The organism is Oscillatoria sp. HE19RPO (assembly GCF_024220515.1).
Classification (GTDB): domain Bacteria; phylum Cyanobacteriota; class Cyanobacteriia; order Cyanobacteriales; family Laspinemataceae; genus Laspinema.
On sequence record NZ_JAMXOT010000162.1, the window covers coordinates 1 to 14942 of the forward strand.

Consider the following 14942-nt stretch of genomic DNA (forward strand, 5'->3'; position numbering starts at 1 on the left):
TGTCCCCCAGCAAAGGGTTAGAAACCGGGTTTCTTTCAACAATCTGGGATAATTTCCAAACGTGATTGCAGAAACCCGGTTTCTTGTCCCGCTTCTTGTCCCCCAGCAAAGGGTTAGAAACCGGGTTTCTTTCAACAATCGGGGATTTCCAAAAGTGATTGCAGAAACCCGGTTTCTTGTCCCGCTTCTTGTCCCCCAGCCAAACAAAAAGTGCTACCGATCCCAATCTGCTACTTCATACAAAAACTTCGTACCCCCAAGCAACTTGCGATTATAAGATGTACTTTGCACAAAAACCAGATACTTCTCTAAATTAGCCGGTTTAATTCGCACCGTTTCCCCTGGGGGTAATCCTAACATCTCTCGGGCAGATTCTCCTTCAAACAAATCCCCGGTTGCCCGATCCATCAAAATAATTTCTTTCTTCCCTTGAATCGTTTCAGTTTTCGTAAACTCATAAAAACCGCGCCCTCGTTGAAAAGTCAGACCATTTTCAACTACAAAATCTTTAATGGCACAATTTTTATCAATATCTAACACTTGAAATCGCCCGGGAGTCACCGCCCGCAAATCGGCAGATTCATGATAGAACTCTCCCTCCCGATTAAGCATGGTATTAAACATTTTGTTTAACCCACGACTCATCCGACCCTGTTCAGTGACTTCCGCTTCATAGGCTTGCAGTTGGTCATCGGAAGATTGCTGATAACAAACCGCTAAAAATAGGTCTGTAATATAGGCAAACTGGTCTAAATTAATGTGGAATCCCCCAGACTTTTCCGCTAGTTCTTTATAGAAAAGCTTGGCATGAGAGCGATTGAGGGCTTGGACGCCATAAACGGGAATTCCCATTTCGGCTAATTTATCTACTTCCTTGCGCCAGTTCAGTTTTTGAGGATTTTGAGCCGGTGCATGGGGAATATCATCCCCAATTAAAACTAGGGATTTGGTACTCGCTGAACTCCAGGATAAGGATTGTGCTTCATGCAAGACTAATTCATAACATTCCGGTGCATCTCCCCCGCCGGTTGCTTCGACATTTTGCACAAAATCACAAATTTTATCCACATCTCCGGATAAGTCTAAGTGTTTGGTAACGTAGGTTTTTTTCGCATCGCAGTAGTCACCGTGGGCAATGATTCCGATGCGAATTCCGGGGATTTCATCTAATAGTCGGGTGACGCTTTGTTTGAGGTTTCGGCGAACTTGGGTGAGGCAAGGGTACATACTCCCTGTGGTGTCAAAACTGAAAACAACATCAATGGTTTTAACGCTCATTCGGGTTTCTCCTATAGTCATTAGAGTTGGAGTTAGAGGCGATTTGATAGTCGGTTGCCCTGGAGATTCGGTTCCGGGTAAGGACCAGATAGGGCTGTGTCTTTACCCGGTTTCTACGCCCTTATAGTCTCATTATATCCTATGTTGATGTTTTTGTCAACATGGGTTAAATCCCCGAGTTGGGTAGAAGTAAATTAGCACAATAGATGCCCGATTTAAAAAAATAAACCTAGGGAATTTGTAGGGTTTAGGCAGTGCTTGATACCGTCATCTCTAATCAAAAAATCTGTCTACTGGAGGATGGCGCTGATGATGGAACTGAGGATCCAGATGCCCACCCCCACGATCGCCAAGACGGCAAGCATTAACCCCCCCAACAGCAGCACAATAAATAGAGTGTCGGCTTTTTTGTCCGAGGTGGGGGCATCTAAGTGAGTTTCTAACAGTTCCATATTGCGGACATTGGCTTTCCATGCAGCATCAAATAAATCTCCGACGACGGGGACGGTTCCAATCAGAGTTTCTAGGAGGATGTTGGAAACCATTTGCACTAAACTTTCACGGGGTACTCCTATCCGGGCAGCACTGAAGACAATGTAAGCGGAGAGTAATGCACCAGCAATATCGCCTCCTGCGGGGAGGAGTCCGAGGAGGGGGTCAAGTCCAAAGCGAAACCGGGTTCCGGGGATGCGAATGGCGCTATCGAGGAGATGACTGAGGCGGCGCAGGCGTTTGAGGGTTTTGAGTTTTGGGTCCGTTGGCGTAATCATGGGCGAGGATAAATAGGGGGTCGGTAACTGATTTCCAATTATGACGGAAGAAAGGGGCGACTGAGTTGCCCGATCGCCGCCTAGGAAGAAATCCCCAGAGGGTCCGATTATGGTGACTGTGCCTATTTTGTATAAAAATACAGCGGTTTTACTGAGGAATGCGGCAGTGGAGAATCGGGGAGGCGATCGCATCACCCCCCCAGAATCACCCTCGCGGTAGATTACAGCGCCCGGGGGGATTTTGCTATCCTCCAAGTGGTGAATCAGCCGATATAAACCTTAAAATAGGACATTAAAAATGCCTGAAGACTATAAAGCACAACGCACGGTTTCTGCTATCTTTCAAGAACAACAGCAAATTGATAATGCTATCCGCCGTCTCATCGATCGCGGGATTCCCCAGGACCATATTTCGGTGATGGGGAAAAATTTTCAATCCAATACTCGCATCACCGGATTTATTACTAAAAAAGATGTGATTTTAGGCGGATTAAGAACCGGGGCAATCTTCGGGTCGCTGTTTGGTTCATTTTTGAGCTTACTCACCGGCGTGGGAGTGTTATTTATTCCCTTTCTCGGTCCCGTGGTGGCGGCTGGACCCCTGTCTGCGGTGTTATTAGGGGCAGCTTCGGGGGCGATCGCCGGAAGTGCGGGGGCCGGATTAGTTTCCATCTTTGTTGCCTTGGGAATGCCGGAAGAAAAAGCAGCAGTTTATCAAACTCGTTTAGAAGCGGGAGAATTTCTCGTCATGGCGGAAGTTCCTGAAGGAAAAGGTGGGGAAATTCAACTCCTGCTAGAAAGTGCTGGAGGACAAGAAATTGCCATTAATTCCATGACTTTACCTCGTCCTTGTGCCGGGACTTGCAACAGTCCAGAAGACTTATCTCCGGAAGTCCGGAATCATCTGTCTCCTGATGCTCAAATTACGTTTATTCAACGATATAATGCGGTTCTGGCTGAAACTGCCGACGCGATGAAAGCTGAACAAGCGGCATGGGAAATGATTCATCAGGAATATGAAGAAGATGAAAATGGGGTTTGGTCTAAATCTAAGGTAACTGTGTAGGATTTTGGCACGGATAAGGAGTGCGTTCGCACTCCAAAAAAATTAGAGAATCTACCGTAAATGTAGAGGCAATTCGCGATTCGCCTCTACATTTACGGTTTAATGATAATGATGGCCTAAGAATTGTTAAATTTTTGTAATGAATTGAGATAACTCTCGGTTTATATGATTCAATCAGAGTAACCGATTTTCATAAAAGGGGGAAATCCATGCAACAATATATCTGTACGACCTGTGGCTATGTTTACGATCCAGCGGAGGGAGACCCGGACTCGGGAATTTCACCGGGAACGGCGTTTGAAGACATCCCCGAGGATTGGGTTTGTCCGGTTTGCGGGGTATCTAAAGAGGAGTTTGAACCCGTTTAATCGTTACTTAATAAAATTTAGTTCGGGTTTATGAAAAAACTTTTAATTACCGGATCGAGTGGATTTCTGGGCTGGAATCTCTGTCAAGTGGCTCAAGGGGAGTGGCAAGTTTTTGGGACTTATTGCGCTCATAAAATAACAATTCCGTGTTCTCAGTTGATGCCGGTGGATTTGACAGATTTTACAGCCCTGAAATCTCTTTTTTTTGAAATTCGCCCCGATGCCGTGATTCATGCGGCGGCGCAATCTCAGCCGAATGTTTGTCAAATTTATCCCGAGGAATCGTATAAAATTAATGTCACGGCTGCGAGGGATTTGGCGGGATTATGTGGGGATGCTGAAATTCCCTGTGTTTTTACTTCGACGGATTTAGTTTTTGATGGGTTAAATCCGCCTTATGTGGAAACCGATGCAGTTTGTCCGGTGAGTCGCTATGGGGAACAAAAGGTGCAGGCGGAGGTGGAAATGCGCGATCGCAATCCGCAAACGATTGTTTGTCGAATGCCGCTGATGTTTGGCGAGGGTGGACCCGCTGCCCAGAGTTTCCTTCAGCCGATGTTGCAGACTTTGCGATCGGGACAAGAATTAGCCTTATTCACCGATGAATTTCGGACGCCGGTGAGTGGAAAAACTGCGGCCCAAGGGTTATTATTAGCCTTAAAACAGAATGAAAATTTGCTGCATTTAGGCGGAAAAGAGCGGGTTTCGCGATATGATTTTTTTGAGCAAGTAATTGAGGTATTAGAGGTTAAGCAGGGACGGATTAAACAATGTCGGCAACAAGATGTAAAAATGTCGGCCCCGAGGCCCCCAGATGTGTCTTTGGATAGTTCTAAAGCCTTTCGTTTGGGATATAATCCGTTACCGTTGCGATCGCAGTTGTTGGCGTTATTGGGACGGGTTTGATGGGGGTGGTTGGGGTTGAGGGAAAGGACAAGCAACCGGGTTTCTGACTTTCTCAATTGGGGTAGGCTTTCGTGAACTTCTGGAAAAAGAGTGGAAAAAGAGGACAGACTGTGGGATAATAGATTTTTTTAATGGGAATGCAAGGATTTAAGGTGGTGAACGATCGCCCGGTGAAGGTGGTGGTAATTGGTGGCGGTGCAGCAGGGTTTTTTGGGGCGATTAATTGCGCTCAAAACCATGCTCAGACTGAGGTAACCCTTTTAGAAGCGGGACGGCAACCCCTGGCGAAGGTGAAAATTTCCGGGGGGGGACGATGTAATGTGACCCATGCTTGTTTTGATCCGGGAATTTTAGTCACCCATTATCCCCGAGGGGGTAAGGCGTTGCGGGGGGCATTTTCCCGGTTTCAGGCACAGGATACGGTGAACTGGTTTGAAAGTCGCGGGGTGAAGCTGAAAACGGAGGAAGATGGGCGGATGTTCCCGACGACGGATGATTCTGAAACGATTATCGACTGTTTGATGCAGCAGGTGCGAGAATCGGGGGTGAGACTGCGGACGGGGGTTTCGGTGGTGGATGTGCGTCGTCTGTCCCCGGAGGAAGGTGAGGACGGGGGCGGATTTGAGATTGTCTTGAAATCTGGGGAAACCTTGAGTTGCGATCGCCTGCTGTTGGCAACGGGTAGCAATCCCCTCGGGTATAAAATTGCCCAATCCCTGGGACATCAGATACAACCTCCGGTTCCCTCCCTGTTTACTTTTAATATTACTGACCCGCGTCTCCAGGATTTAGCAGGAGTGGCGGTGAAAATGGCGCGAGTCCAACTACGGGATGCGAAATTAACCCAAACTGGACCCGTTCTGATTACCCATTGGGGGCTGAGTGGTCCGGCGATTCTGAAACTTTCCGCATGGGGGGCGCGGTATTTGTATAACCACAAGTATCGGGCGACTTTAACGATTGATTGGTTACCGCAGTATAATCCGGAACTGTTGCGAGAACAGTTACAGGCGGTGAAATCTCAGTTACCGCGCAAGGCAGTGGCGACGAGTTGTCCGTTTCCGATTCCTCGCCGGTTGTGGGAGAGGTTGTTAGCATCCAGGGGAATTGATACGGAAACTCGTTGGGCGGAAATTTCTAAAAAAGCCATCAATCAGGTGGTGGAAGAATTGATCCGAGGGGAGTATCAAATTCAGGGGAAAGGGGTGTTTAAGGAGGAATTTGTCACTTGTGGCGGGGTTTCTCTGAAAGAGGTGAATTTTAAGACGATGGAGAGTCGTTGTTGTCCGGGGTTATATTTTGCGGGGGAAGTGTTGGATATTGATGGGGTGACGGGAGGGTTTAATTTTCAAAGTGCTTGGACTACGAGTTGGTTGGCGGCGCAGTCTTTGGGGGGGTGAACCACTGATTTCACTGATTTTCACGGAGAGGGAGTTTTACGGAGGTGTTGGGGATGCGGGAAGAGACGGATCTGTTTGTGTTTTTGGAGATTTTTTCCCGGGAGGGGGGGATTCAATCTTATGTGAAGGATATTTTGAGGGGGTATGGGGAGTGGGCGTCCGGTGAGGGGCGGGTGGCGGAGGTGTTGTTGTTGCGGGATGGTCCGGATTGTGAGAATCCATTTGAGGGTAATCCGGGGTTACGATTTCAGTATTTCAAAACCTTGTCGCCGATCTGGGGACGGGTGAAGTTGGCTGTGGCGTTGGGAAATCGGCTACTTTTGCACCGTCCGAGGCGGGTGTTTTGTGGTCATATTAATTTGGTGCCGTTGGTGCAGGGGTTCTGTCAACCGTTGGGGATTCCTTATACGGTGTTGACTTATGGGAAGGAGGTGTGGGAACCCTTGCCGAAGCTGGCACAAGGGGGGTTACAACGGGCGAGTTGCTTATGGACGATTAGCCGATACAGTCGCGATCGCGCTTGTGAGGCGAATGGATTACAGCCGAGTCGCTTTGCGTTACTGCCTTGTGCGGTGGATGAACGGCTGTTTACTCCGGGTCCTAAACCGCCGGAGTTGATTGAACGCTATGGGTTAGCGGGTTGTAAGGTGTTGATGACGGTGGCGCGATTGTGGTCTGGGGATATCTATAAGGGGGTGGATGTGACGATTCGAGCGTTACCAGAGATAGCACAAGTGGAGCCGGATGTCAAGTATTTGGTGATTGGGCGGGGGGACGATCAGCCGAGGTTACAGGGGTTGGCGCAGGAGTTGGGGGTGAGCGATCGCGTGGTGTTTGCCGGGTTTGTGCCGACGGAGGAGTTAGCTTTGCATTATCGGGTCGCCGATGCCTATATTATGCCCTCGCAGGAGGGATTCGGCATCGTGTACCTGGAGGCAATGGCTTGTGGAAAACCTGTGCTATCGGGGGATGCCGATGGGTCAGCGGACCCGTTGCAGGATGGCAAATTGGGTTGGCAAGTGCCCCATCGGGACCCCCAGGCGGTGGCGGCTGCCTGCATTGACATCTTGCGGGGAGAGGACCGTCGCTGTGATGGGGACTGGTTGCGCCAGGAAACGGTAGGGGGGTTTGGTACGGATGCCTTTACCGAGCGCGTCAAACAACTGATAGAGTTGAGTGAGTAGGATAGAGGTATTGGTGATTTTCTGTGGGAGTCAATTGTGAATCAAAACAGTTATAAATCCTTGCTGATGAACCTATCGGACCTGAGTCGGTGGTTGATGCCGGTATTTATCGTCTGGGTGTTAATTTCGATCGGGTTGGGATGGGTCGTGAAGTCGATTTTAATCTTAATCGTGGCCGTCACTCTGCTGCCGGTGATTGGCTTTTTTGGCTTGCGGTGGTGGTTGAGTCGGAATCTGATTGTGGATCAGTGTCCGGTGTGCAGTTATGAACTGACGGGACTGAATCAGACCCAATTTCAATGTCCCAGTTGTGGGGAACCGCTGATGGGAGAAGGGGATCACTTCGTGCGGTTGACCCCCCCGGGGACCATTGATATTGATGCAGTCGAGGTATCGGCTAAGGTGATCGAGGAATCGAAGTGAAGGGGACGATGGGGGCTTCCAACGGTAGGTTTTTTACGCTCATGGTGATTTGCCTTGTTATTAACTGCACCTCCGGTTCCCTCCCCTTACCAAGGGGAGGGTTAGGGTGGGGTTGTGGGTGACGAAAGCGATCGCTTTCGTCACCCACTCTTTCGGGCTTAAGCGCCTGTATGGAGGCTGGGTAAACCTGTTTCTGGGTGACGTGGCGATGGCTCAAGAAGAACCCCACCCTAACCCTCCCCTTGCCAAGGGGAGGGGACCGGAAGTGAGCTTAAATGTGAGGCAACTTCCTTTGACCGTAAAAAACTACTCTTGGAAGGGCGATCGCATGGAGTCCGGATGGCATTTAGGGTTTGGCTTCCCATTTGGGTCCCGTTGGGGTGGACTGTAAGCGCCAGATGCCGAGGTGGGGTTCCTTCACTTCTAAGACGCCACTATTTAGGGGTTGCCGAACATAAGGACTCTCTAATACCGGCCAATTTTCCAGTTGACGGGGTTTCCCATTAATCGAGGCGATCGCGATCGCGCCTTGGCGTTGGTAGGTCATGGTCAGTTCGTCCCCAGCCAGACTTTTATACTCTAACCTGCCCTCGGTTTCCCAACCGTCATCTCTCACTTCGGTTTGTTCCAGGGCGCGAATCAAACTATCGAAGGTGGGATACTCGCTAACTCGGGCTACATCAACAATCCAGGCGGTTTGACTACCGATCGCCCCTAAGGCTTGATAGGCGGCCTGTTTCTCATCAACCGGAATTTGTAAGACAATCTCATCTCCCCAAACCTGGGCCACGACCCAAGTTTCTTGAATGCGCCAGATATACCAATTTTCATGGCGGCGAGGTTCTCCATACCCCATTGGTAAGACAAGGTGCGACCGGGCTGGGATTCCTGCCTCTACATCGGACTCGGTGAGAATCTGCTGATAAATGACCGCACTGCGTTCCTGGAGATATTGGTCTCCGGGGGTTTTTCCCGTGGCCATTGGCGAATGATAGGTTCCTCCCAGGCTGATTACGGGATTATTCACACCGTTGGGGTCGCGAATGACGAGTTTATAGGTGGCATATTGCGCCCGGATTGTGCCTTCAACTTGATAATCGCGAGAGCCTTCTAAGAGCGTACCCACGGTATAATCCGGGGTGACGTAGAAGGTTTCCCAGAGGTGATTGTCAGCATGGTAGCTGTAATAGACGGGATGACTGGCTTGGACCGAGAAGGGGAGGGGAACTTGCTTGTGAGCGATCGCCCGTAAATGTTCTGGGGGACGATAGGAACTCAGACTCGGGGCCAGGGCCAGTCTAGCAAAGTTGCGCTGCATTCCCTCGGCGATCGCCTGGTCATGAGTGCGATTCGGCGTTCCCCACCAGACCCAGGCCACCGCACTTAATCCAGTATTCCAAGTATTGCGATCGAACCCGCGACTTTCCGCCCCGCCCGAGGTTCCCCAACTCAGGCGCAAGGCCATATTGGTGGCATACCAGTCTAACAAGGCCGTTGCTAATTCGCGCAGTTCTGGCGTTGCGGCAAAATCATACAGATTGAGTAATCCGGCGATGCTGTAACCGTAGTAAGTCGAGGAATGAAATTCGCCTTGGCCAATTGTGAGAAACTTGTCCAGTTGCGATCGCAACCAAGCCTCATTGGTTTCTGCCACATGGGGGAGTTCCACCGGAAACCCGCTGCCATCCATCAGGGCCAAACCTGACCCGCGCTGCATAAACCCATGATTTTCCGTACCCCCTTCACTCCACTCCTCTACCCGAGAACGGGTCAACATACTTTGGTAAGACGCCTTTACCGGGTCCGGGAGACGGTTGCGATGGAGGAAGAAAATCCGCACATCTAGCATACTGCGGAAATGATAAAGGTCCGGGCGTTCCCGTTCCAATTTTAATAACATATCCCAATTGGGTTGAGGGTCATAATCCTCCGGTAAACTGAGGCGAGCTAAAATAATAGGGAGTAAGAATTTATGAGGGTCGCCAATCTCGTTCTTGCGCCACCAGCGATCGCGTTCTTCGAGATTTTGACGGGCTATTCTTTGCCGAATTAATAAACTCCGGCGTTGAAATGCCACTTCCGTTGTATCTAAACTGGAATGGGGAGAAAGGCGTTGGGTCTGGGTGCTTCTTTCGCGCAGTTCTTCTTTTTGTGCGTTGGTCCATTGGTTGACCTGTTCTCGGGATGCAATGCTAGGGGTTGACATCGGAAGAGTCGCGCAAGCATTCAGGGCGATCGCCAGAAATAGATTAACTACCCAATAACGCATTTGGATTAAAAAATAAATGATCAAGAAAGGAGAAGTCTGTGCCTATTTTAAAGGGGAAAGGGTGGAGTTGCCTGAAGATCAGATATTTCTCCTGCCGATCCCCACCGATTCAAACGTTGGGGATTTCACCCCGGATCGCAGGTGCCGTTGATGGACTGCCCTTTGAAAAAGACCCTGAGCCAGAACTCTAGCCCGGATGAGATCCCCGAGATCCACAGAACCGTAGTAGGGAGACTCTAACCCATCGGAGATTTAAGCACAGAATGGGAAAAAAGGATAGACTGATTTTTGAACCCAGACCTCAAAAACCCAGGAAAAAGGTCCCCCTCTAATCCCCTGAAAAACCCCTCAATTCAAACTCTAGTGACCGACCCTAATCTATGTCTATCAAACCTCCCAAACAATCAGTAAAAAAGTCATCGAATCTAGCTAATTCAGCCCATTATGCTGGATTTTTTAGCCGATCCGAGGATTTACTCTGTCTAATCGGGTTAGAGGGGAATTTTCAACAGATTAATCCCGCATGGGAAGGAACCCTCGGATTCACGCCAGAAGACCTGGTGAATCGCCCCTTTATCGCCGGGGTGCATCCGGAAGACCTAGAGCAAACAGTCGGAAAAATGGCCACTCTATCTGGGGAAATTGAGCGGATTACGGTTCAAAATCGCTATCAGAGAAAGGATGGTACTTATCAGTGGGTGGAGTGGGAAATCAACCAGTCCCCGGAAGAGGGGGTGATGTATGGATTTGGGCGCAAAATCCCGGACCCTAGAGAGCGCCCTGATTTAGAACCGCCACAAACCCCGCACCCCGATCGCAGCATCCAATCCCTACAAGACCGTTTGCGCCGGTATCAAGCGATCGCCAACCTTTCCCCCGTCGGCATTTTCCAGTCCGACATCGATGGAAAATGCCTCTACGTCAACCAAAAATGGTGTGAACTGGCCGGAATCTCCCCCCAAGAAGCAATGGGGTATGGATGGACCCGGATCATCCATCCGGAAGATAGCTCTTTTGTCTTTGCTCAATGGTCCCAATTCGTCCAAAACCCGGTGAAATTTGGCCTCGAATGCAGGCTGCTGCGTCAAGATGGGGCGATCGCCTGGGTGCTGGTCCAAGCCGTGATCCAAACCGGAGAAAGCGGAAAAATCACCGGATTTGTCGGGGTTATGGTAGATATCAGCGATCGCAAACAGATGGAAGAGGCCCTAAAACAGGCCAACGAAGACCTGGAAACTCGCGTGGGCGATCGCACCACTGAACTCCAAGGGGCGATCGCCCAGTTACAAGGCGAAATCACCTCCCGGACCACCGCCGAAACCACCCTCCAGAAAGAACGGGAATTCCTCAATGCCATCCTCAACAACTTAACCGATGGCATTGTCGCCTGTGACGCCAACGGCATTTTAACCCTGTTTAATCGACCCACGAAAGAGTATCATGGATTGCCGGAATATCCCATCCCCCCGGAACAGTGGGCCGAGTATTACAATTTATATCGACCAGACGGAACCGCGATGCCAATGGAAGAAATTCCCTTGTTTCGCGCCCTTCGCGGCGAAACCATTCAAAATGTGGAAATGGTGATCGCCGTGAAACATCAGAAACCTCGCACCCTCCTCGCCAGTGGTCAGGCAATCATAGATGCCTCCGGGAACAAGCTAGGGGCCGTTGTCGCCATGCGGGACATCACCGATCGCAAAGATGCCGAAGCGGCACTCCAGGAAAGTCAATCCCGCCTCAACAGTATCCTCAACTCCCTGGATGATATGGTTTGGTCCATTAATCCCAATACCTCCGAGGTGCTGTTTTTAAACCCCGCCACAGAAATCCTCTACGGACGTCCTCTCCAAGATTTCTATGAAAATCCCCTGATTTGGCGAGAGATGGTTCATCCAGAAGATGGCGATCGGGTCGATCGCTACAGTGCAGAAGTCATGGCAACTGGCAGCAGCGAAGTCGAATATCGCTTCATCCGCACCGATGGCAGCATTCGCACCATCCAAGCGCGCAGTCGGCTGATTTATGACACCCAGGGTCAAATCCTCCGCATGGATGGAATTGTCACCGACATCACCGATCGCAAAGAAGCCGAAAAAGAGCGGGAACGACTGATCGGCATTTTGGAAGCGACCCCCGATTTCGTGGGGATTTCCGATGCCAACGGAGTCGTCCTCTACCTCAACCAAACAGGGCGGCGGGTCGTGGGTTTAGCCGAGAACGATGATGTCACAACTCAACACATCTCAGGATTTATTCCAGAATCATGGCAGTCCTTCATGTTTAATGAAGCCTTGCCTACCGCCATCCAAGACGGGGTTTGGAGTGGTGAAACGGGTTTTCTGGCCCATGATGGTCGGGAAATCCCCGTTTTACAGGTGATTATGAGTCATCAGTCCGAAAACGGCACTCTGGAATATTTTTCCACCATCATCCGGGACATCACCGATCGCAAACAAGCGGAAGAAACCCTGCGGCGTAACGCTTTGCAACTCGCCCAAGCTCAACAAGTAGCTCATATCGGGTCCTGGGAATGCGATTTGACCACCTATCATGTGGATTGGTCCGATGAGCTCTTACGCATTTATCAGGTCGAACAACCGGAATTAGGACTGAGTTATGAAGGGTTTTTGCAACTGGTACATCCCGAGGACCGTGAATCCCTCAAAACTTTAATTGAGGAGGCGATCGCCCAACAGCAACCTTATGAACGGAAACACCGAATGCTGTTTCCCGATGGTTCGATTAAATATATCTCCTCCAAAGGCCAACCGATTTTTAACCCCGAAGGCGAACTCGTGAAACTCATTGGTACAGCCCATGATATCACCTCCAGTCACCAAGCCGAAGAAGGCTTGCGCCGCAGTGAAGAACTCTATCGGGCGATCGCGCGCAACTTCCCCAACGGTGGCATCTGCCTCTTTGATCAAGACTTGCGCTATACCCTCGTGGATGGACGGGAATTAGACGAAATCGGTTTTTCTAAAACCGAGATGGAAGGCAAAACCATCTGGGAATTTTGGCCTCCGGAAACCGTTGCCATGTTAGAACCCATCTATCGATCCGCCCTTGCTGGTGAGACAGTCGTCTTTGAATTCCCCTTTCTTGAGAGAATTTATTTGGTCCACCTGCTACCCGTGACCCATACCACGGGGGAAATCTTTGCCGGAATGTTAGTCGCTCAAAATATCACCGCCCTCAAAGATGCAGAAACTGCCCTCAAACAGCGAGAAGAATACCTGCGCGGCATTCTAGAAAATATGCCCGTGATGATGAATGCCTTCGATGCCGAGGGACAATTTGCCGCCTGGAACCGCGAATGTGAACGAGTCACCGGATATAGTGTCGATGAAATCGTCGGCAATCCCCTGGCGGTGGAAATGTTGTATCCAATTCCGGAAGAAAGAGCAGCGATGCTGGCTGAAATGGTTGAATTAGACAATCATTACCGCAATTGGGAATTGGACCTCACAGCCAAAGATGGCAGCATCAAAACCGTTGCTTGGTCCAATATTTCTAAACAATTTCCGATTCCCGGCTGGTCCGGATGGGGGATTGGCGTCGATGTGAGCGATCGCAAACAAGCCGAAAATGCCCTGCGCCAATCCGAAGCCGAATCCCGACAACTCGCCAATCGGGAACTCTTGATTAACCGCATCTCTAGTGATATTCGCAACTCCCTAGAAGTGAATACCATCCTGGAAACGGTAGTTGAACAGATCTACCAGTTATTAGACCTCGAACGCTGTAGTTTTCTCTGGTATCGCTGCTGTAGTACCCCCGCTTTCTGGGAAATCGTCACCGAAGTGAAAAACCCTGAACTCAACAATCGCATCGGGCGCTATCCAGTGGATGGGAATCCCATCGAAGCTAAAATTGCCACCGGGAAACTGATTCGGTCCGAGGATTTGCACCGCGAACCCGATCAAGATCTTCAGTTACTTTATACGGTGTGGGGGTATCAAGCGGTTGTCATTGTTCCCATTCAAACCTCATCGGGAGATATCGGTTGCCTAGTTTGCGGAACCCACAACCACCCCCGAACTTGGAACGAGTGGGAAGTAGAACTGTTGCAAGCGGTAGCCGAACGGTTGGCGATCGCCCTGTACCAAGCGGACTTATACCGCCAAGCCCAAGAGAGTGCCCGCCAAGCCCAAGAACAAACCGAACAATTACAGAATACCTTACAGGAGTTACAACAAACCCAATCCCAACTGATTCAAACGGAAAAAATGTCCAGTTTAGGTCAATTAGTTGCGGGAGTCGCCCATGAAATTAATAATCCCGTTAATTTCATCCACGGCAACCTCACCCATCTGAGCAACTATACAGAAGACTTGCTGAGTATCATTAACTTGTATCAGGAAACCTATCCCAACCCTGATGCCGAACTGGAAGAGGCGATTACCGACCTAGAACTGGATTATATTACCGAAGACTTGCCCAAAATTCTCGCCTCCATGAAAATGGGAACCGATCGCATCCGTAAAATTGTCTTAAGTTTACGCAACTTCTCCCGCCTAGACGAAGCGGACATGAAAGAAGTGGACCTGCATGAAGGGATAGAGAATACGCTCTTAATTTTGCAGAATCGGTTCAAAACCAAAGGCGATCGCCATAGCGTAGAACTCATCAAAGAGTATGGGAAATTGCCCTTAATTGAATGCTATGCGTCCCAGATGAATCAAGTTTTGATGAACATTATTAACAATGCGATGGATGCATTAGAAAGCAACCCATCAGAAACCCTACCCACCATTCGGATTAGCACCGAAGTTCGAGGCGATCGGGCCATCATCCACATCGCCGACAACGGGCCCGGAATGACCGAACAAACCAAAGCCCGCCTCTTCGACCCCTTCTTCACCACCAAACCCGTAGGCAAAGGAACAGGACTAGGATTAGCCATCAGCTATCAAATCGTAGTAGAAAAACATAACGGCATTTTAGACTGCATCACCCAACCGGGCAAAGGCACCGAATTCATCATCCAAATCCCCATCGCCCAGAGGAAAAACTAACCGAATTTCATGGGACCCGCAGCCGCCCCACAGCCTAAAGGCTGGGGCTACACAAACAAAGCCCGCCTGCGCGGGCTAGTCCATAAAACCCCGTTAAAACTATCAATAATTCTCCCCAGTTCGTAGTAACGACTTCAGTCGTTCTCTTAGTTCGTAGTAACGACTTCAGTCGTTCTCTTAGTTCGTAGTAACGACTTCAGTCGTTCTCTTAGTTCGTAGTAACGACTTCAGTCGTTCTCTTAGTTCGTAGTAACGAC

General features: G+C 49.8%; 11 protein-coding genes. 8 read left to right on the forward strand and 3 right to left on the reverse strand.

Going from position 1 to position 14942, the window contains the following annotated elements; translation table 11 throughout:
* Positions 1–213: 213 nt before the first annotated feature.
* Together NG833_RS15415 and NG833_RS15420 are read right to left on the reverse strand one after the other, a co-directional pair.
* Positions 214–1278, reverse strand: coding sequence for a VWA domain-containing protein (locus NG833_RS15415; RefSeq protein ID WP_254566172.1), 1065 nt, complete (start codon positions 1276–1278; stop codon positions 214–216).
* A 290-nt stretch (positions 1279–1568) separates the two neighbouring features.
* Positions 1569–2240 carry a DUF4112 domain-containing protein gene (locus tag NG833_RS15420; protein ID WP_309143853.1) on the reverse strand — a complete coding sequence of 224 codons (672 nt, stop codon included), beginning with the start codon at positions 2238–2240 and terminating at the stop codon, positions 1569–1571.
* Between the two features lie 106 nt (positions 2241–2346).
* Between NG833_RS15420 and NG833_RS15425 the strand changes: the two genes are divergently transcribed.
* The 7 genes from NG833_RS15425 (at position 2347) to NG833_RS15455 (ending at position 7786) form a co-directional block, all read left to right on the forward strand.
* On the forward strand, positions 2347–3114 hold the full coding sequence (locus NG833_RS15425) for a ChaB family protein (protein WP_254566173.1): 768 nt from the start codon (positions 2347–2349) through the stop codon (positions 3112–3114).
* Between the two features lie 209 nt (positions 3115–3323).
* Positions 3324–3482, forward strand: coding sequence for a rubredoxin (gene rd, locus NG833_RS15430; protein WP_254566174.1), 159 nt, complete (start codon positions 3324–3326; stop codon positions 3480–3482).
* Positions 3483–3512: 30 nt separating this feature from the next.
* Positions 3513–4388 carry an NAD(P)-dependent oxidoreductase gene (locus NG833_RS15435; protein ID WP_254566175.1) on the forward strand — a complete coding sequence of 292 codons (876 nt, stop codon included), beginning with the start codon at positions 3513–3515 and terminating at the stop codon, positions 4386–4388.
* A 131-nt stretch (positions 4389–4519) separates the two neighbouring features.
* Positions 4520–5788: an NAD(P)/FAD-dependent oxidoreductase gene (locus tag NG833_RS15440; protein ID WP_254566176.1), complete on the forward strand. Its 1269-nt coding sequence runs from the start codon at positions 4520–4522 to the stop codon at positions 5786–5788.
* Between the two features lie 53 nt (positions 5789–5841).
* The gene (locus NG833_RS15445) at positions 5842–6972 is read left to right on the forward strand and encodes a glycosyltransferase (RefSeq protein WP_254566177.1); all 1131 of its coding nucleotides are present in this window, start codon (positions 5842–5844) and stop codon (positions 6970–6972) included.
* Between the two features lie 36 nt (positions 6973–7008).
* On the forward strand, positions 7009–7395 hold the full coding sequence (locus NG833_RS15450) for a hypothetical protein (protein WP_254566178.1): 387 nt from the start codon (positions 7009–7011) through the stop codon (positions 7393–7395).
* Between the two features lie 118 nt (positions 7396–7513).
* Positions 7514–7786 (forward strand): hypothetical protein, encoded by a 273-nt coding sequence (locus NG833_RS15455; RefSeq protein WP_254566179.1) that lies wholly within the window; start codon positions 7514–7516, stop codon positions 7784–7786.
* Here NG833_RS15455 and NG833_RS15460 read toward each other — a convergent pair.
* On the reverse strand, positions 7742–9664 hold the full coding sequence (locus tag NG833_RS15460) for a hypothetical protein (RefSeq protein ID WP_254566180.1): 1923 nt from the start codon (positions 9662–9664) through the stop codon (positions 7742–7744). The genes NG833_RS15455 and NG833_RS15460 overlap by 45 nt on opposite strands.
* Positions 9665–10044: 380 nt before the next feature.
* Here NG833_RS15460 and NG833_RS15465 point away from each other — a divergent pair, with 380 nt between their 5' ends.
* Positions 10045–14685 (forward strand): PAS domain S-box protein, encoded by a 4641-nt coding sequence (locus tag NG833_RS15465; protein ID WP_254566181.1) that lies wholly within the window; start codon positions 10045–10047, stop codon positions 14683–14685.
* The last annotated feature ends 257 nt before the right edge of the window (positions 14686–14942 follow it).

Bases quoted from the DNA above. Each gene is read 5' to 3' on its own strand.
- NG833_RS15415 (WP_254566172.1), bottom strand. From the start codon at position 1,278: ATGAGCGTTAAAACCATTGATGTTGTTTTCAGTTTTGACACCACAGGG.
- NG833_RS15435 (WP_254566175.1), top strand. From the start codon at position 3,513: ATGAAAAAACTTTTAATTACCGGATCGAGTGGATTTCTGGGCTGGAAT.
- NG833_RS15420 (WP_309143853.1), bottom strand. From the start codon at position 2,240: ATGCGATCGCCTCCCCGATTCTCCACTGCCGCATTCCTCAGTAAAACC.
- NG833_RS15465 (WP_254566181.1), top strand. From the start codon at position 10,045: ATGTCTATCAAACCTCCCAAACAATCAGTAAAAAAGTCATCGAATCTA.
- rd (WP_254566174.1), top strand. From the start codon at position 3,324: ATGCAACAATATATCTGTACGACCTGTGGCTATGTTTACGATCCAGCG.
- NG833_RS15440 (WP_254566176.1), top strand. From the start codon at position 4,520: ATGGGAATGCAAGGATTTAAGGTGGTGAACGATCGCCCGGTGAAGGTG.
- NG833_RS15460 (WP_254566180.1), bottom strand. From the start codon at position 9,664: ATGCGTTATTGGGTAGTTAATCTATTTCTGGCGATCGCCCTGAATGCT.
- NG833_RS15445 (WP_254566177.1), top strand. From the start codon at position 5,842: ATGCGGGAAGAGACGGATCTGTTTGTGTTTTTGGAGATTTTTTCCCGG.
- NG833_RS15425 (WP_254566173.1), top strand. From the start codon at position 2,347: ATGCCTGAAGACTATAAAGCACAACGCACGGTTTCTGCTATCTTTCAA.